General features: G+C 39.6%; 17 protein-coding genes. 10 read left to right on the top strand and 7 right to left on the bottom strand.

Going from position 1 to position 19,132, the window contains the following annotated elements; translation table 11 throughout:
• Nucleotides 1-220: 220 nt before the first annotated feature.
• From AC1M9J_RS12290 to dxs, 3 genes are all read right to left on the bottom strand, one after another.
• Complete coding sequence (locus AC1M9J_RS12290) at nucleotides 221-2,035, bottom strand: DEAD/DEAH box helicase (protein ID WP_481596539.1); 1,815 nt, start codon at nucleotides 2,033-2,035, stop codon at nucleotides 221-223.
• Nucleotides 2,036-2,443: 408 nt separating this feature from the next.
• A complete protein-coding gene (locus AC1M9J_RS12285) occupies nucleotides 2,444-3,274 on the bottom strand; it encodes an inositol monophosphatase family protein (protein ID WP_035265030.1) in 831 nt (276 codons plus the stop codon).
• 118 nt (nucleotides 3,275-3,392) lie between these two features.
• A complete protein-coding gene (gene dxs, locus AC1M9J_RS12280) occupies nucleotides 3,393-5,297 on the bottom strand; it encodes a 1-deoxy-D-xylulose-5-phosphate synthase (RefSeq protein ID WP_481952398.1) in 1,905 nt (634 codons plus the stop codon).
• Between the two features lie 317 nt (nucleotides 5,298-5,614).
• On the opposite strand from dxs, the gene ribA reads away from it, so the two are divergent.
• Complete coding sequence (ribA, locus tag AC1M9J_RS12275; RefSeq protein WP_180028265.1) at nucleotides 5,615-6,217, top strand: GTP cyclohydrolase II; 603 nt, start codon at nucleotides 5,615-5,617, stop codon at nucleotides 6,215-6,217.
• Nucleotides 6,218-6,303: 86 nt separating this feature from the next.
• On the opposite strand, the gene hemN is transcribed toward ribA, so the two are convergent.
• Nucleotides 6,304-7,674, bottom strand: coding sequence for an oxygen-independent coproporphyrinogen III oxidase (gene hemN / locus AC1M9J_RS12270; RefSeq protein ID WP_481596516.1), 1,371 nt, complete (start codon nucleotides 7,672-7,674; stop codon nucleotides 6,304-6,306).
• 245 nt (nucleotides 7,675-7,919) lie between these two features.
• On the opposite strand from hemN, the gene hemF reads away from it, so the two are divergent.
• The 5 genes from hemF (at nucleotide 7,920) to AC1M9J_RS12245 (ending at nucleotide 13,171) form a co-directional block, all read left to right on the top strand.
• Nucleotides 7,920-8,861 carry an oxygen-dependent coproporphyrinogen oxidase gene (gene hemF / locus AC1M9J_RS12265; RefSeq protein WP_035265021.1) on the top strand — a complete coding sequence of 314 codons (942 nt, stop codon included), beginning with the start codon at nucleotides 7,920-7,922 and terminating at the stop codon, nucleotides 8,859-8,861.
• Between the two features lie 242 nt (nucleotides 8,862-9,103).
• The gene (locus tag AC1M9J_RS12260; protein WP_481596517.1) at nucleotides 9,104-9,316 is read left to right on the top strand and encodes a hypothetical protein; all 213 of its coding nucleotides are present in this window, start codon (nucleotides 9,104-9,106) and stop codon (nucleotides 9,314-9,316) included.
• 84 nt (nucleotides 9,317-9,400) lie between these two features.
• On the top strand, nucleotides 9,401-10,189 hold the full coding sequence (aroE, locus tag AC1M9J_RS12255; protein WP_481596518.1) for a shikimate dehydrogenase: 789 nt from the start codon (nucleotides 9,401-9,403) through the stop codon (nucleotides 10,187-10,189).
• A 380-nt stretch (nucleotides 10,190-10,569) separates the two neighbouring features.
• Nucleotides 10,570-12,393, top strand: a complete 1,824-nt coding sequence (locus AC1M9J_RS12250; protein ID WP_481952397.1) for an acyl-CoA dehydrogenase C-terminal domain-containing protein — start codon at nucleotides 10,570-10,572, stop codon at nucleotides 12,391-12,393.
• Between the two features lie 172 nt (nucleotides 12,394-12,565).
• On the top strand, nucleotides 12,566-13,171 hold the full coding sequence (locus tag AC1M9J_RS12245) for an SRPBCC family protein (RefSeq protein ID WP_481596520.1): 606 nt from the start codon (nucleotides 12,566-12,568) through the stop codon (nucleotides 13,169-13,171).
• Nucleotides 13,172-13,230: 59 nt separating this feature from the next.
• Here the strand turns inward: AC1M9J_RS12245 and AC1M9J_RS12240 are convergent, their stop codons facing one another.
• Nucleotides 13,231-13,566, bottom strand: a complete 336-nt coding sequence (locus AC1M9J_RS12240; RefSeq protein ID WP_481596521.1) for a hypothetical protein — start codon at nucleotides 13,564-13,566, stop codon at nucleotides 13,231-13,233.
• Between the two features lie 205 nt (nucleotides 13,567-13,771).
• Nucleotides 13,772-14,926: a radical SAM family heme chaperone HemW gene (gene hemW, locus AC1M9J_RS12235; protein WP_481596522.1), complete on the bottom strand. Its 1,155-nt coding sequence runs from the start codon at nucleotides 14,924-14,926 to the stop codon at nucleotides 13,772-13,774.
• 112 nt (nucleotides 14,927-15,038) lie between these two features.
• Here hemW and AC1M9J_RS12230 point away from each other — a divergent pair, with 112 nt between their 5' ends.
• The 4 genes from AC1M9J_RS12230 to AC1M9J_RS12215 all read left to right on the top strand — a co-directional run bounded on the left by AC1M9J_RS12230 (nucleotide 15,039) and on the right by AC1M9J_RS12215 (nucleotide 18,670).
• On the top strand, nucleotides 15,039-15,500 hold the full coding sequence (locus AC1M9J_RS12230; protein WP_035264998.1) for a DMT family transporter: 462 nt from the start codon (nucleotides 15,039-15,041) through the stop codon (nucleotides 15,498-15,500).
• Nucleotides 15,501-15,599: 99 nt separating this feature from the next.
• The gene (locus tag AC1M9J_RS12225; protein WP_481952420.1) at nucleotides 15,600-16,904 is read left to right on the top strand and encodes an MATE family efflux transporter; all 1,305 of its coding nucleotides are present in this window, start codon (nucleotides 15,600-15,602) and stop codon (nucleotides 16,902-16,904) included.
• 144 nt (nucleotides 16,905-17,048) lie between these two features.
• A complete protein-coding gene (locus AC1M9J_RS12220; RefSeq protein ID WP_481952419.1) occupies nucleotides 17,049-18,341 on the top strand; it encodes an ABC1 kinase family protein in 1,293 nt (430 codons plus the stop codon).
• Nucleotides 18,342-18,418: 77 nt separating this feature from the next.
• A complete protein-coding gene (locus AC1M9J_RS12215; RefSeq protein WP_035264993.1) occupies nucleotides 18,419-18,670 on the top strand; it encodes a type B 50S ribosomal protein L31 in 252 nt (83 codons plus the stop codon).
• Between the two features lie 73 nt (nucleotides 18,671-18,743).
• Here the strand turns inward: AC1M9J_RS12215 and crcB are convergent, their stop codons facing one another.
• Nucleotides 18,744-19,124: a fluoride efflux transporter CrcB gene (gene crcB, locus AC1M9J_RS12210; protein WP_481596525.1), complete on the bottom strand. Its 381-nt coding sequence runs from the start codon at nucleotides 19,122-19,124 to the stop codon at nucleotides 18,744-18,746.
• Nucleotides 19,125-19,132 lie beyond the last annotated feature (8 nt).

Here is a 19,132-nt window from a genome sequence, read left to right as displayed (position 1 = left end):
AAAAAAGTAATAGGCAAGATTAAGTAATACCAATAAAAAGAACACGTACATCATGATTGCACCAACATTCATTTGCTTCGTCTCAATCATTATAATCTTATTATTCATATTTTACATTTACCATAAATAATGTGAACTTATTCACTTTTATTCTAACAGATTTTTTTATATGAGCAATAAAAAACCAGCCCGAAGGCTGGTTTTTATTTAGCTTTACCGATTAGTCGTTAAATTTACGACGTGGGCGATCGCTATTGAATTCACGCTTTGGACGGTCATCACCAAATGTACGTTTTGGACGATCAAAACCACCTTCACGACGTGCTGGACGGTCACCGAAATCACGTTTTGGGCGGTCACCAAAACTGTTTTCACGAGGTTTATAATCTACACGGTTACCACGATTGTCATCGTTAGAACGAGGGCGATCACCGAAATCACGCTTTGGACGATCATCAAATGAACGTTGCGGACGGTCACCGAAATCGCGACGTGGACGATCTTCGCCATTAAACTCACGACGTGGACGGTCATTGTTAAACTCGCGACGTGGACGATCTTCACTATTGAATTCACGACGTGGACGATCGTTGTTGAACTCGCGACGCGGACGATCTTCGCCATTAAATTCACGACGTGGACGGTCGTTGTTAAACTCGCGACGTGGACGATCCTCACCATTGAATTCACGACGTGGACGATCTTCACCAAACGAACGGCGTTCGCCATCACGGTTACCTTCGCGACGTTTGAAGTTTGATTCACCTTCAAAACGACGACCACCACCGAAACCACCACGGCCACGGCCTTCACCACCACGGCCACGACCGCGACCAGCGCCATCACGACTACCGCGTGCTGGAGGTGGAGATGGCTCAAGACCTTCAATTTCAGAAACTTCTAGACGTGCATCTAAGTAGTCTTCTAAAGCACGAATTTTACCACGTTCACGGTAAGTCGCTAATGTGATTGCTTTACCAGTACGACCTGCGCGACCTGTACGACCAATACGGTGTACATAATCTTCGTTCTTCATTGGAAGACCAAAGTTAATCACGTGTGAAATTGTTGGTACATCTAGACCACGTGCTGCAACATCAGTTGCAACTAAAATTTTTGCGCGACCTTCACGGATGCTGCGCAAACGACGGTTACGTACAGTCTGTGGCATTGCACCATGAAGTGCTACAACTGAAAGACCAGCTTCAGACAGTTCTTCTGCAAGCATATCTGTATCTTCTTGCGTAGAAGCAAATACAACAGCTTGATCAAGATCTTCTTCATTTAACCAATGTGTTAAAAGCTTTTTCTTGTGCTCAAAACCATCAGTCCAATGTAAAGTCTGAGTGATGTCAGTATTCGTCGTGTGACCAGTTTCAATCGCAATACGTTCTGGTTCATTCATCATACGTTCTGCCAACGTAATAATACGTGGTGCGAAAGTCGCAGAGAACATTAATGTTTGATCACGGTTACCCGCTAAATCACTGATCGCCTCTAAATCTTCAGAGAAACCAAGATCAAGCATACGGTCTGCTTCATCTACGATTAATGATTTAACTTTGTCCAATTTGATTTGTCGACGGTTTACAAGATCAAGTAAACGACCTGGAGTCGCTACAACAACTTGTGCACCTTTTAATTGTTGGATTTGTTTACCAAAAGGCATACCTCCCATAATCGCAGCAATACGAACACCTTTCATGTGACGTACAAATGCAATCGCATCTTGGCTGACCTGTTGAGCCAATTCACGTGTTGGGCAAAGTACTAAAATTGTAGGTGCAGTTACAGCACGCATACGCTCTTTGAAAGAAAGCAACGTATCTTCACTACCCGCTAAAGCGTGAAGTGTAGGCAATAAGAATGCAGCAGTTTTACCAGAACCTGTTTGGCTTGATACTAAAAGATCTTTACCATCTAAAGCAGCAGGAATTGATTGTTCCTGAACAGGAGTAGGCGATGTAAAGCCTAATGCTTGTAATGCTTGTTGAAGTGATTCGTGTAGTGGAAAATCAGCAAAAGTTTTGCTCATAGAGTTTTTCACCCGAAAATTGGGTGCTCCATTAAATAAAGTCTGATGGACATCGGCAAAAAGCGGTACAGCAATAATCGCTGAAAATATAGAATCAGCGGCGATCCGAGAACGACGATGCGTATAACGCACACATGATTACAGCCTGAACCTGAAGGAATCGCTTTTAGCGATTGGGTGGGGCGCGAAATAATGTCCTCTCTTTGGACCGGACGCGCATACACAATATAGAAGAGAAATGTTCAGGTAATGAACGAAATTTAGTGCGTGCGCGGAGTATAACAGATTTTTTTATAAAGTCATTAAGTTTAATTGCTTTTTGGTGCATTCAAGTACAAATATTCAAATTTATCATGTTTTGGACATAAAAAAGCTCCCAGTTAGGGAGCTTTCATAAATTTGATCTGCTTATTTAGCAGCAGCACCCCAAGCTGGGACAACTGCTTGCATCAATGGTTTCAATAATTTCATAGAACAAGCCAAGACTTGACCATTTTCCATTGAATTTGAACCACCGCGCGCATCAACTACTGTACCACCAGCCTCTTTAACAATTAGCTCACCCGCTGCGATATCCCATGGTTTCAAACCAAGTTCGAAATAACCATCGTAACGACCAGCAGCAACATAAGCTAAGTCAAGTGCTGCCGAACCTAAACGGCGGAATTGAGCACCTTGTTCAGATACAGCCAACAAAGAATCGAAGTGATTTTTTGCATAAGAAACTACTTCGCCATCGCGTTTAGCACGATATGCATGACCAACAGCCAAGAATGTACGATCTAAACTATCTTTTACATTCACACGAATACGACGTTGGTTCATCATTGCACCGCGACCGCGACTCGCAGAGAACAATTCATCTTTGATTGGGTCATACACAACACCGTGTTGAGTCACGCCTTTGTGTTGAACTGCAATAGAAATACAGAAGTGTGGGACACCATTAATGAAGTTTAAAGTACCATCTAAAGGATCGATCACCCAACACCAGTCAGCATCGTGACCTTTACCTTCTTGCATACCAAACTCTTCACCAAGGAAGCTGTGATTTTTATAGCTTTTGCGCAAGATATCGATCGTCAACTCTTCAACATAGCGATCAACGCGAGTCACAGGACCTTCGATACCTTTTTCTTCAACTTGCAGATCAAGTTTATGACGATTCTGATGCGCTTTTAAAAGCTCTTGACCAACTGTTTGAGCCGCACGCGCAGCCATCACCACCATAGGTTCCATTGAACACCCACTACAAATTTGAAGATACTGATAAAGAATAATGCATAAAAGCGCCGACATTTTATCAAATATCGACGCTTTTAGGTAAAAAATGTTTCTAAAATTTTATGACTTGTATTTAAACCACCTGTACAAGCTTTAACCAAGCTTGTTGAATTGAAGATTGAATACCTTCTGCATCTAATCCACAATCTTTAAGCATCTCAGCATGACTGGCTTGCGCTAAGAATTGATCAGGTAAACCTATGTTCAAAACTGGCTTAAGAATGTGATCGGCCATTATAAATTCATTCACAGCACTTCCAGCACCACCCATGACTGCATGCTCTTCAACCGTTACAAAAAGTTGGGTTTGATCTGCATATTGTCGAATGATTTGACCATCTAGGGGTTTAACAAAACGCATATTCACAACGCGTACTGCAACATCCAATTGATCAACTAAAAGCTGAGCAGCATGTTCTGCAACACTCACGCGGCTACCGAAAGCTAAAATAGTAATCACTTCTTCGGCTTTTACATTCAGCTCCAAAGTTAACTCAGCTTTACCAATTTCAAGCGCTGTCAGTTCTTTTTGAATTTCAACACCTAAACCATTTCCGCGTGGATAACGTACTGCAGCAGGACCCGGGTGCAAATAAGCGGTATGTAGCATTTGACGGCATTCATTTTCATCTTTGGGTGCCATAATCACGATATTCGGAACTGTACGCATAAATGCGTAATCATATGCACCAGCATGAGTTGGTCCATCCTCACCTACTAAACCTGCACGATCGATACCAAATGTGACATCAAGGTTTTGTAATGCCACATCATGAATGAGCTGATCATAACCACGCTGTAAGAAGGTTGAATAAATTGCCACTACTGGTTTTAAACCTTCACATGCCATACCAGCAGCTAAGGTCACTGCATGTTGTTCTGCAATTGCCACATCAAAGTAACGATCAGGATATTGTTTGGCGAATTGCACCATACCTGAACCTTCACACATGGCAGGTGTAATGGCTAACAACTTATCATCCAACTGGGCTTCATCACACAACCATTGCCCAAAAACATCAGAATATTTGGGTGCTTTTGTTGAAGCTGATGCAGCATTTAATTTAGCAATTGCGTGATATTTTATTTGATCTGCTTCAGCAGGTGCGAAGCCCTTACCTTTCTTGGTATAGATATGAATTAAGCGCGGCCCCTTACGTTTTTTTAAGGCACTAAATACATTAACAAGTTCATCGACATTATGACCATCGAATGGACCAAAATAGTCAAATCCAATCGCTTTAAATAAGTTATCTGCAGCCTCTGTAGCAGCACAATGTAAGCGTGAAGTGTAGTCCCACTCAGGATAATCCCGAATAAATGGATTACCCTGCTCATCAATGTGTACAGATTGCCCTTTTTCCCAAATCGCAGCCAAATGTTTTGCAAAACCACCCGTGCTACATGAAATCGACATATCATTATCGTTCAGTACCACCATGAGATCAGCATTATGTGCAACAGCATCATTCATGGCTTCGAATGCCATCCCTGCTGTCATTGCACCATCACCGATAATTGCAACCACTTCACAAGGATCTTTTTGATAACGACGAGCTAAAGCCATTCCCAAACCCGCTGAAATAGCAGTTGATGAGTGGCCCACACCAAAAGTATCAAACTCAGACTCTTCACGAGCGGGGAACGCCGCTAAGCCATTTTTTGCACGAATTGTTGTTAGTTGCTCACGACGTCCAGTCAAAGCTTTATGTGGATATGCTTGATGACCCACATCCCAAATAAGACGATCATGTGGTGTATTGAAACAATAATGCAAAGCAACAGTTAATTCGATTACACCCAGATTGGCACCGAAATGCCCACCACTTTGTCCAGCAGCATACAAAATAAATTGACGTAGCTCGTCCGACACTTGACTCAATTGTTCTTTGGCTAGTTGACGCAATTGCATTGGATGATCAATCGCATCCAACAAAGGCGTAACAGGACGTTGACTAGGTATTTCGGTATACAACATATGTGGCAATGCCTTCTAAAGCCTGGCAAATCCTAAGCTAGGTAAATGGGTTAGCTCGATTCTTCTTATTGATCGAGAAATCGAAAAAAAACACCTTAAATCAACCACATTTATATTGGTCCAGTGTTAAGCTTTCGCTAAACGGGCGTTGTTAGGTAGCTAGATTATCCTGAATATCGATGCTACTTATCAACTATTATCTTGTGCTTTGCAAAAAAAAGGAAATCTTCTGTGTAAATTTGCACAATGATACTCAACTATGGTCTGATCATTCAGCTATACTTTAGCCAAATTATGAACATGTAATGGAAGTCGCTGTGCCTATAGAGTTTGTTGCCACATCTAAATTACCCACTGCCTTTGGTGATTTTAAAATCACTGTTTTTCAAGATCCTAAAACAGGTGAAGAACACGTAGCATTGTCAAAAGGATTAGATACAGCACCCACCTCTCCTGTCTTGGTACGAATCCATTCCGAATGTTTAACAGGTGATGCTTTTGCTTCATTAAAATGTGATTGTGGCCCACAACTTCAAGCAACTCAAAAACTGATTAACGAAGCAGGACAAGGCGTAATTTTATATTTACGTCAAGAAGGTCGTGGTATTGGTTTAACCAATAAAATTCGTGCTTATGCCTTGCAAGATCAAGGACATGACACAGTGGATGCCAACCTGATGCTCAACTTACCCGCTGATGCGCGTAAATACGATATGTGCAGTATCATGCTGGATCACTTACAAGTGAAAAAAGTCAAACTGGTTACGAATAATCCTCTCAAAATTAAAGCTTTAACTGATTTAGGAATTGATGTGGTTGATCGTGTCCCGTTAACGGTCGGTTTGAATAAATTCAATGAAGAATACTTAAAAACCAAACATGAGCGCATGTCACATATGTATCAAAAGGATGATTTTTAACTACAGCATAATTTAATCGTTGTAAAAAATACCCCGATGCTTAGGGGTATTTTTTCACTTAGACTCAATCTAATTTGTGAAGATGACTATATCGTCATAGAAAATATCCGATTTTCAGGTTTGTTTCTTTTTAACCTTAAATCGAAAGCCATACAGATATTTCGTACAAATGGTTTTCCAGCTTCCGTTACCTTCAATCCATATTCACTCATCTTCACAAGTTGGTCATTTTGCATTTCAGCTAAATCTTCTAAAACTTGTGGTCGCTGTGCAAAATCCATGTCACCTTGCCAATTCGTCTCAAAGTGGCACATGAGATTTAAAATGTGTTTTCTGATTTTCAAATCTTCTTCTGTTAAAAGATGGCCTTTAAAAACTGGAATTTCATTTTGTTCTAATCGAGCATAATAATTTTCAAGCGTCTTTTCATTTTGGGCAAAACCTTGCCAACAATCGCCAATAGCTGACATCCCTAAGCCAATCATCACTTCTGTTTTTGAAACGGTATATCCCATAAAATTACGATGTAACTGTTGGGCTTGAAATACCTGATACATATCATCATGCTCAAGCGCAAAATGATCCATTCCTATTTCATGATATCCAGCAGACAATAATTTTTGTTTTCCTTGCTCATAACACTGTCTTTTCTCTTCATCGCGCGGAACATCATGGTCTTTAAAACCACGTTGCCCATTACCTTTGATCCATGGTACATGTGCATAACTGTAAAAGGCTAAACGATCTGGCTTAATTTGAATGGTTTGATCAATTGTGTTTAAAACATCATCTAAATATTGAAAGGGCAGCCCGTAGACCAAATCATGCGAAATAGACGTATAACCAATTTCACGCGCCCATTTTGTAACCTGCTTTACGTGTTCAATAGGTTGAATTCGGTGGATCGCTTTCTGCACGGTTTCATTATAATCCTGCACACCAAAACTAACGCGTCTAAAACCCAATTCAAACAGCGTCTTTAAATGTTCGTAGGAAGTATTATTAGGATGTCCTTCAAAACTAAATTGATGATCTTCAGCTACTGCTGATAACGCTAAAAGCCCATCAATCAACTGTTTAAGATGCTGAGGAGAAAAAAATGTAGGTGTCCCTCCGCCTAGATGTATCTCTTTAATCAAAGGACGCTCTACAAATAACTCACAATACAATTTCCATTCTTTTAACAGAGCCAAAATATAGGGCTGTTCCATTTCATGTTTTTTAGTGATTTTTTTATGACATCCACAAAAAGTACATAAGGACTCGCAAAAAGGTAAGTGAATGTAAAGGCTAATACCATGTTGGCTATTCGATTTATCAAAACGTATTTTTAGTTTTTGCTGCCATAGTACTCGATCAAAAGTCGACTGCTCCCAATACGGAACTGTGGGATAGCTCGTATATCGAGGACCTGGAACATTATATTTTTGCACCAGTGAAACAACGTTTTCGAACATATCCCCACCTTTAAAATCACCACATATTAAAAGCTTAACTGCTTTCAGTCGTCCTATTTTGAGGAGCTTATTGTTTTAATTCAACCTAGTATCTTGGTCAGGATTCATAAGCAAATTCAAATCACAAAGTACGTTTACCCTGACTAAACTTAAATCTCGATCTGCTATATCGATAAAATTACCTTAATCTTTCATACAATTTATGTTTTGATGTAGCTAGTTTTTCATTGCCCAAGAGGCTTGGTATGTCACACCCGACTTCTGCAGATATTCAACGTGTTCGTGAATTTTTACTCGACTTACAAACTCGAATTTGTGCTGCGCTTGAACAACAAGAACAACAAGGTGGCGGTAATGCCCAATTTGAGATCGATGATTGGGAACGTCCCGAAGGTGGTGGTGGCAGATCACGCGTATTGCAAGATGGTACAGTGATCGAAAAAGGTGGTGTGATGTTCTCGCACATCAATATCTCAAAGTTACCAGCATCTGCTACCGAACGGCACCCACATATAGCTGGCGCACAAGCACAAGCCATGGGGGTTTCTTTAGTGATCCATCCTAGAAATCCAAATGTGCCGACCTCACATGCCAACGTAAGACTATTTGTCGCAGAAAAAGAAGGACAAGATCCTATTTGGTGGTTTGGCGGCGGTTTTGATTTAACGCCATTTTATCCGAATGATGAAGATGTTAAATCATGGCATCAAACTGCGCACGATCTTTGTGCACCTTTTGGCGATCATGTCTACCAAGATCATAAAAAATGGTGTGACGATTATTTTTATTTGAAGCATCGTGATGAACAACGTGGTGTCGGTGGGTTATTTTTTGATGACTTAAATCAGTGGGATTTCGAAACTTGTTTTAAATACATGCAAGCTGTAGGCAATGGATATCTCAATGCGATTCTACCAATCTTCCAACGTAATCAAGATAAACCCTATAGTGAAGCTCAACGCGATTTCCAATTGTATCGTCGTGGGCGCTATGTGGAATATAACTTAGTTTACGATCGAGGGACGTTATTTGGATTACAAACTGGCGGTCGAATTGAGTCTATTTTAGTAAGTCTTCCTCCATTAACGGGTTGGAAATACAGACCTGAATGGGATGAAGGCTCTGCTGAAAAAAAATTAACCGACTACTATTTAAAACCGAGAGATTGGCTCGCTGAACTGCATTAAATGTAAATCACTCGCCCTGTTAAAACAGGGCTTTTTTGTTGAGCAATATATTCATCCCATTGTCTAACGAAATTGAATAATTCCATTACATTCTCTTAGAAAAAAAGGCACAATAGATAAAATTGATTAAATTTTGTCACACTTCTGACACAGCTCTTAAGTTTAATTTAAGCAAAGTACTGTACAATCAATTTTTACTTGTATTACTCATGGAAGTCTTTACTTCTGCATAAGGAATCGATATGCAACACAACTCTATTCGCGCACGTGTTGTCGTATTTTGGACACTGATTATTGCTCTTTTGAGTGCAATCAGTACCACTATATTTTCAGAAACACTACTCAATGATAGCTTTGGTTTTAGCTTGATGGTGTTTGCAGCTGTTGGTCTACTGCTCAACATTGCGCATATTTTACTTCATACCCTATTTGAAATTTGTAACCCAAGTCATTAATACACTTCATTAAAGATGTTCATATTGGGAACTTTCTGCATTTGACGTATATTGTTTGCCACTTCTTCATCAGGAATTAGAGCAATGCGCAAACAATTTGCCGTAATTGGAAATCCCATTGAACAATCTCGATCTCCAGAGCTTCATCATGCGTTCGCACAAAAGACTGGGGTGATCCTTGAATATAGCAAACGCCTTGCTCCTCTCGATGGTTTTACACAGAGTATCAATGAATTTTTTAAGGCTGGTGGTATTGGTCTGAATGTCACGGTGCCGTTTAAAGAACAAGCTTTTGCACAATGTGATGTACTCACTGAACGTGCCAAAATTGCAAAAGCAGTAAATACACTATGGATGAAAGATGGTGTATTGCATGGCGACAATACCGATGGCCAAGGACTTGTTGCAGCCATTCAACATTTAAATTGGCCTCTTGAGCAAGCAACCGTGCTTATTTTAGGCGCAGGTGGTGCAACACGTGGCGTGATTTATCCACTGCATAAAGCTGGTGTAAATAAAATCATGATTGCTAATCGAACGGTTGCTCGCGCAGAGCAATTGATTCAGGACTTACAACCTGCTGTCCCAGATCTAGAGCTAAACGCTTGTGGTCTTGATCACATAGCAGGTGAATTTGATATTGTTATTAATGCTACCTCGGCAAGCTTATCTGGCGATGCAATCAATCTACCTCAACAGTTAAAATTCAAATATGCCTATGAAATGGCCTATGGCAAACCTTCCACTTTCCTTGATCAAGCGAAACAGCGTGGAATTCCGACTGCAGAAGGATTTGGAATGCTCGTTGGACAAGCGATTGAATCTTTCGCGATTTGGAATGGTGTGCGTCCAGAATTAAAAGATTTTATTTAGTTTTTGCACACGTTTAGTGCCTTGTGAATAGTGCAATTTTTTAAATTGCACTTTTTTCTCTCTATAATATCGATTAAATCTCTTCGAATTGATTTTAGTGACATATTTTTAGTGCATATTCAAATTGAATAAATTCAAATTAAACATATGATCATCCACACAACAAAACCAACCTAAGCTTATGTATTAATAATATTATTTTTTCTAATAAACTCCTACTACAACAAATGAATTCAGTTTATATTCATTCATGAGCCTAAACACTAATTCGCAATTCTGACATTTATTTCCGTGACTTACATCAATGTTTTTTTAGTGTTGTAGGTCAATAATCGGATCATCTAACAAGTATTTTCTCTATTCAAATTAGGAAAAGTTCAATGCCTGCATATAAAGCGCCCGTACGTGATATTCGTTTCTTAATGAACGAGGTTTTTGATTATCCTGCGCACTATAAAACTCTAAGCAACGGCGAAGCTGCTGACTCTGATACTGTCGATATGATTATCGAAGGTGCTGCAGATTTCTGTGAAAATGTATTATCTCCACTTAATCAGTCTGGAGATGAAGAAGGCTGTCATTTTAAAGATGGCGAAGTCAAAACGCCTAAAGGTTTCAAAGAAGCTTACGAGCAGTTTGTACAAGGTGGCTGGCAAGGTCTTTCTTATCCTGAAGAGTTTGGTGGTCAAGCACTGCCTATGTCGCTGAACCTGATCAAATCAGAAATGATGGGTACAGCAAACTGGTCTTTCACGATGTATCCGGGCTTAAGTATGGGTTGTATGAATACCATCATGCAATTTGGTACTGAAGAACAGAAAAACACCTACATGCCTCACCTCACTGCTGGTACATGGTCAGGCACAATGTGTTTGACTGAACCACAATGTGGTACAGACTTGGGTCAAGTTAAAACTAAAGCTGAACCTAAAGGTGACGGTACTTATGCTATCACAGGTACTAAAATCTTTATTTCTGCGGGTGAACACGATTTAACTGAAAATATCATTCATATTGTGTTGGCACGTCTTCCAGACTCTCCAGCTGGTACGCGTGGTATTTCATTATTCATTGTTCCAAAATTCATCCCAACTGCTGATGGTGGTGTAGGCAAACGCAATCCTGTGACTTGCGGTTCTATTGAACACAAAATGGGGATCAGAGCATCTGCTACTGCCGTACTGAACTTTGATGCTGCAACGGGTTATCTGATTGGTGAAGTCAACAAAGGCTTACACGCAATGTTTACCTTCATGAATACGGCGCGTATCGGAACTGCTGTTCAAGGTTTAGCACATGCAGAACTTGCATTCCAAGGTGCATTACCTTATGCAAAAGAACGTATGTCAATGCGCGCACTCTCAGGTAAAAAAGAGCCTGAAAAAGTAGCTGACTCAATTATCCATCATGCTGATGTTCGCCGTATGCTTTTGACTCAAAAAGCGATTGCTGAAGGTGGCCGTGCAATGATCTATCATGCTGCACAGCTTGCTGACAAAATGACTGATGCTTTAGCTCAAGGTGATCAAGCGAAGTTTGATGATTACGATGATAAATTAGGTTTCTATACCCCAATTTTGAAAGGCTTCTTAACAGAGTTAGGTTTAGAAGCAGCAAACCACGGTATGCAAGTCTTTGGTGGCCATGGTTATATCAAAGAACATGGTATGGAGCAGATCGTTCGTGATGCGCGTATTTCAACGCTTTACGAAGGTACAACTGGTGTTCAAGCACTAGACTTAATCGGTCGTAAAGTACTGTTATCTTCTAAAGGTAAAGTCGTTCGTGACTATACAGCTGAAATCTTAAAATTCTGTGGCCAGCACGCACGCAATAAATACATGCGCCGTTTTGCTTGGGACTTAACTAAGATTTGTGCACAATGGAACGCATTAACTGTACGTATTATGCTTGCTGCACGCAAAGATCGCGACATCGTTTCAAGTGCTTCTGTGGATTACTTAATGTTCTCTGGTTATGCAATGATGGCATACTACTGGGCTCAACAAGCGGCAGTGGCATCAGCGAAGTTAGCATCAGGTGATGGTCAAGAAACTCCTGAGTTTTATAAAGCGAAAATCAAAGTTGCAGATTTCTACTTTGAGCGTTTACTTCCACGTGCCCAAGGTCATGCTGAATCTATGGTTAACCCTTCGAAAACTTTAATGTCTTTAGAAGCTGAACACTTCAGTTTTGATTACTAAGATTTCATAGAAAAAAAGACCGCCAAGGCGGTCTTTTTTTATTAATTCAATAAACCATTGTACTTTAAGAATACGAAATTACATTTAGAGCAAGAATACAACAGTGGTATCTTGATCAAGCGATATAAATATTCCAAATGAGCTTTTATCAATATACAAAAAGGAAAATAATATGCATAAGACATTGATCTCCTTCTCTTTACTCAGTGCAGTCTTTCTCGCTACAAATAGCTTCGCTGAATCGGATATTAAAAATCACCAAAAAACCACGACGTATTCAACAAAGAATTTGAATTACTCGACGAGTGGATCTGCTGAGGTCATTATTCATCGCCCTGTGAGTGAAGTCTTCAATATTTTAACCAATGTGAATCTTTGGCCAAAAATTAATGTGGGTGCAACTCAAGCCATTGAGCCTAAGAATATTCGTGTTCAAAAAGGTACGACTTTCAAAGAATTTATTAGCAGCCCTATTCAAGGCATAAAAGATTGGAGTAATGAATGGCATGTGATTGAGTTTGAGAAAGATAAGAAGTTTGTTATCGCAACCATAGAACAATTTGCTCAAGTCCCAATCCATTCAAAAATTACCTATGAATTTGATCGTATCAACGCCAATAGCACAGAATTTGAACGAACTATTGAAGTAACTTTAGACGATAAATTTATTCAAGACGCGACAAAACAAGAAGTTGAAGCCCTGTATCGTTTTATTGGTTCTCAGTGGGAAATGGCCAATCATTTAAAAAAATATGTTGAAGATCAACGCTCAAATTAAGGGATTAAAAAACACCTGATTGAACAACCAATCAGGTGTTGTAAATTAATGCATATATTTTAATGCTCTCGGTACTCTTTAATCTCTATTGGCTTATCTTTCACGAGTTCAACTGTTCCCTCATTCAAACCATTGAAATTTTTAAAATGAATTGAAACACCATCTCTATTTGCAAGTTTTACACCACTTGCAGCAACCGCGCTCTTCAAGTGATAAACCGCATCCGAGTTATCCCTGAGTTCTGCCGTCTGAAAATTGTCTTTTGTTTTTAGCTCTAATGTTAAATCCATTGGTCCAGTAAAATGGATCACCTGTTCACCTTCAGCACGAGCAACTTGATCAACAGGCGCTGAAGCTTCAGCATTTAAATGCGCTGGTCTCTCTTGTTCTGACATTTGCTCACTATTTTTGTTTTTTATCAGCACAACCAACGAATGCCAATCCCAAGATTGAAGCCACTAGAACTAATTTCATTTTTATTACCTATCTTGATGAAAACCATTAAAAAAACTCATCATTATTTTCACAGTAAAAAAGCGAAATAAATGTGGATTTAACAGTTTCACTGTTAAAAATTACATTGGAGTTTAACTATAAAACTTACAGAAACTCCTCAAGCAATGAGTTCAAATATAAATGTCCTTGAGCAGTGCATGACAAACGGTTTGGATCATCTACCATTAATTTTCTGTCAATCAATGATTGAACTTGATCTTGGATTGATTGCAAAGATAAACCTGTACGAGCTTCATAATGTGAAGTTGGTACACCTTGATTAAGTCGAAGTGCATTCATCATAAATTCGAATGGCATTTCATCAGCTTCAATTTTCTTAAACTGCAAATGCTCTGCAGGGACTTTCGCTAGATAATCTTTCGGTAATCGTGTTTTTTGGTAACGATATACACCATCACTTAGCGTCACTTTAGCATGCGCACCAGCACCAATCGCTAAGTAATCGCCAAATTGCCAATAATTTAAATTATGTGCTGAGGGTTTTTCTTTACGCCAAGCCGACACTTCGTAGTTAGTAAAACCATTTTCGATTAAATAGGCCTCACCCTGTACCTGAATTTCTTCTAATACATCATCGACAGGCAATATAGGTTGAGTTCGAAAAAATACGGTATTGGGCTCAATGGTTAACTGATACCACGAGATATGTGTAGCACCGTGCTCCACGGCAAGTTTTAAGTCAAGTAATGCTTGTTCAAGCGTTTGTTCAGGTAAGCCGTGCATTAAATCAACATTAATTCGCTTAAAGCCTGCATCCTTCACCAAACCAATTGCTGAAATTGCATCTTGGTTGGAATGAATACGCCCCAGTTTTTGAAGATGATTCGAGTTAAAACTTTGGACACCTAAAGACAATCGATTGATCCCCGCCTTTAAATAATCTGCAAATGGATCATGTTCTACCGTTCCCGGGTTGGCTTCTAAGGTAATTTCACAATCATCCTCAAACGGAATCAAAGCGCTTAGCTGAGCAAATAGCCATTGATACCCTTGAGCAGAAATGAGAGAAGGAGTACCTCCACCTATGAACACGCTATGAATTTGACGACCCTGAGCAAAATTTATCTGTGTTTTGAAATCCTCAACCAATGCTTGTAAATATTCTTTCTCCAACGTCATGGACAATGCCCCATTGGGTACTGCATGCGAATTAAAGTCGCAATATGGACATTTACGCACACACCACGGCATATGAATATAAAGTGACAATGGAATATCTTGTGGATTCAAAGTAGCCAAACGTACAGCTCAAAACTTAAAAAACTTATTTTAACATGACTACACCATAACGCTCAGAACTGATTCAGTTTTTACTTTACACTCAATATAAAACAAGGACGTGGGTGCATTTATGTTTAAAGTCGCGAGCCAATTTTTATTCTTTATCCCTTTAGCGCTGGGGATCGGAATCGCAATGACCTTCCAAACTGCGATTAACACACAATTACGTGAATATTTATATTCTCCATTACAAGCTGCACTTTTATCATTTTTGATTGGTACAATAGTTCTCGCAATACTGGTTTTTTTTCAACAGACTGAAAAACCACAATTGAGCGAAATTGTACAAATTCCTTGGCATCTTTGGCTTGGCGGTTTTTTAGGTGTTTATGCCATCAGTATTAGTATTTATTCCGCACCTAAATTAGGTTTCTTAACCTTATCGGCATTAATTATTTTTGGACAGATTGTTATGTCCATGATAGTCGACCATTTTGGAATTTTAGGTACAGAAAAAATTGCCATTAATTGGCAGCGCATTTTGGGTGGCGTGGTGATTTTTATAGGTGTGCTTCTCACTTTACAACGCTAAACCTTCATTCTAAGCACATAAAAACGATGAGTAATTTTTGTGTCTAATGTGACTGCAACCTCCAACATCAGTTATGAATTAAAAAAACTATTTCATCTCATGATCCCAATCTTGATTACGCAATTTTCGCAAGCAGGATTAGGACTGATTGATACCATTATGGCAGGACATTTATCTGCATTAGACTTAGCAGCAATCGCTGTCGGGGTAGGTCTTTGGATTCCTGTCATGTTGCTATTTAGCGGTATTATGATTGCAACAACGCCGTTGGTTGCTGAAGCAACCGGTGCGAGGACTCCAGAGAAAATTGCCACTATTACACGACAAGCATTATGGGTTGCTTTAGTTCTCGGGATTATTGCTGGTCTAGTCTTACAGATTCTCCCCTATACGCTTCCTCTTCTTGGCGTTCCAGAGTCACTTCACCCTAAAGCTGGCCTATTTTTACATGCGATTGGATTCGGTATGCCAGCGGTCACCATGTTTGCTGCACTACGAGGATACTCTGAGGCGATTGGTAATCCACGCCCAGTGACTGTGATCAGTTTAATGGCCTTAGTCGTACTTATTCCGCTTAATTTTGTGTTTATGTATGGTCTAGGTCCAATTCCTGCATTGGGAAGTGCTGGATGTGGATTTGCAACGGCAATTCTACAGTGGCTGATGCTGATCACGTTGGCATTGTATATCTTGAATAATCAGGCATATCAAAAAACCCAACCCTTTAGTCATTTTGAAAAAATTGATCGCTACTGGTTAAAACGCATCCTTGCTTTAGGTTTCCCAATTGGCTTGGCTATCTTCTTTGAAGTCAGTATTTTCAGTACTGCAGCAATTGTATTGAGTCCATTGGGTGAAATTACGGTAGCAGCGCATCAGATCGCCATCTCCATTACGTCACAATTATTTATGATCCCGATGTCTCTCGCGATCGCACTTACCATCCGAGTGGGAACGTATTATGGTGAAAAGGATTACCAATCTATGCGTAAAGTCCAATGGTTGGGTTTAGCAACAAGTACTGTACTGGCAGTAATGACCATGGTTTTATTGTGGGTCTTCCGCCATCAAATTGTCGCGTTGTATACCTCTGATGTATTGGTGACTCAAATTGCGGTTTACTTGGTGCTATTCGCTGTTGCTTACCAACTGATGGACGCTTGGCAAATCAGTGCTGCAGGTTGTCTAAGAGGCATGCAAGATACAAAGGGTCCTATGTGGATTACTATGCTTGCCTATTGGGTGATTGCATTCCCTGTAGGCGTATATCTCTCTAGATTTACCAACATTGGCCCTGCGGGTGTATGGATTGGATTGATCGTGGGGTTAAGTATTGCCTGTGTACTCATACTCGGACGTTTATATATGAATAATCAGCGACTTGAGCGTAGTCAATCATCATGAACAATAAATCCCGGATGCTCGGGATTTATTTTTTTATGCCAATCATTTACTTACAACTCATTAACAATTTCAAATATGCATCTTTTGATTTGTCGCCTATGATCAAATCAGAAGATGAAAATAATGAATCGAGGTTCTCAACTCATGGCAAACAAAGCGAGCTCTCCCGGCCGTCGTTTCATGAAACTCGCAGGTATGACTGCAAGTATTGCTACTAAAACCGTGTCCAACTCTATCCGCACCTTTAATGCAGATGATGATAAAAAAAACGAAGCACGCAGTAAGCTATTTCAAGACATTGGTGTTCAAATTGCAGATACCCTTGGGGAAATGAAAGGTGCTGTAATGAAAGTTGGTCAAATTGCATCACAATATAAAGATATTTTCCCGCCTGAAGTCGCGAAGGCTATTGCTAAATTACAACGTCAAGCCCCTGCGATGCCCTTCCAACAAATCAAGCAACAAGTAGAAAAAGAACTTGGTCAGCCACTGTTAGAGGTTTTTAAAACATTCGATGAACAACCTTTTGCAGCAGCTTCGATTGGGCAAGTTCATAAAGCAACCTTAAAAAATGGCCAAGAAGTCGTTGTGAAAGTACAGTACCCAGGCGTAGATGAAGCATGCGAAAGCGATCTAAAACAAGTTCGCTTGGCTTTACGTTTGATGGGTGTATTAAAAGTCGATAAAAAATTACAAGATCGATTATTTGCAGAAATTCAAGACAGCTTACACGAAGAGCTCAACTATGAAATTGAAGCGCAAAATTTAGAGGTATTTAGAACCTTCCATCAAGCATTGGATTCTAAAATTATTATCCCACAAGTTTTCAAAGATTATTCCAGCAGACGAGTTCTTACATTGAGCTTAGAAGCAGGTGACAATATTGAAACCGCAAGCACTTGGCCGCTTGCAACACGTAACGAAATTGGTCGTCGACTAATTCAGGCTCTTGGCCATCAGATTTTCTATCTAAAACGCTTTCATTGTGATCCGCATCCTGGCAATTTTGCTTTCCGCTCAGATGGTAGTGTCATCATCTATGATTTTGGTGGTGTTAAAACCTTATCTGCTGAACTGGTGGATCGATTTAAAAAATTAGTTCGCGCTGGTCGTGCTGAAAATATCCAAGAGATTGAACAACATCTATTCGCGTTGGATGCTCTTGCTGAAACAGGAAAATTCCCTGAGGAACTTTACAAACAATGGTTAGAAGTGTTGCTCAGACCCCTTACCACTCAATACAATTTTGCTGAAAACTCATCTCATCATGATGGCGTCATTTTAGTGAAAAAATCACTTAAGTATTGGGATACATTTAAGCCCTCTCCAGACACATTAATGGTCAATCGTACGATTTCTGGACACTATTGGAATCTGATTAACTTAAAAGTCGATGACAATCTCAATGATTTGTTTGAAACGCTCGTTCCTAATTGAAAAATTAACAAGACCTTACAATGCTCATTGTTGTTATGTTATATTATAACAAAATATAAATAATTAGGAGTGTTTCCATGCGTCCCAATATTCATCCTGAATACCATGAAGTACTGTTTCATGATACCAACGCAGATCAGTATTTCATCATCGGTAGTACGATTCAGTCAAAGCAAACCAAAGAATATCAAGGGAAAACTTACCCCTATGTCACGCTAGATATTTCAAGTGCTTCGCACCCTTTCTATACTGGTGAAGTCCGTCAAGCTAATAATGAAGGACGTGTGGCAAGTTTCAATAAGCGTTTCGGTCGCTTTAAACGTAAATAATAAAATTTTCGACTCTCACTATTTTAAAGCCTAAATTTACTCCTCCAATTTAGGCTTTTTTTTATTCTTATCGTTATTTATGGGTTAAATAAAATTGAGTAAAGGAAAAACTCAAAACCAATCCCAAGAGTCCAATCATGATACTACTCACAACATACATCAGTGCCAAATTGTATTGCCCAGATTTTATGAATTGAAAAGTTTCCAAGCCAAAACTTGAGAATGTGGTAAAACCACCTAATATGCCAACCATAAAAAATAGGCGAGCTTCTTGTTGTAATACAGGATATTGTAAACTGAATGCAAAAAATCCCCCTGCTAGAACACAGCCCAAGATATTCACAATCCAAGTTGCCCATGGAAATTGATCTGCATTTTGCATGAACCACATACTGGTCATATATCGAAGTGTTGCACCAATCGCTCCACCACATGCTACCCATAACCAACTCATATTATGTC

The organism is Acinetobacter sp. ANC_7588 (genome assembly GCF_056783995.1).
This window is presented reverse-complemented; position numbering and strand designations above follow the sequence as displayed.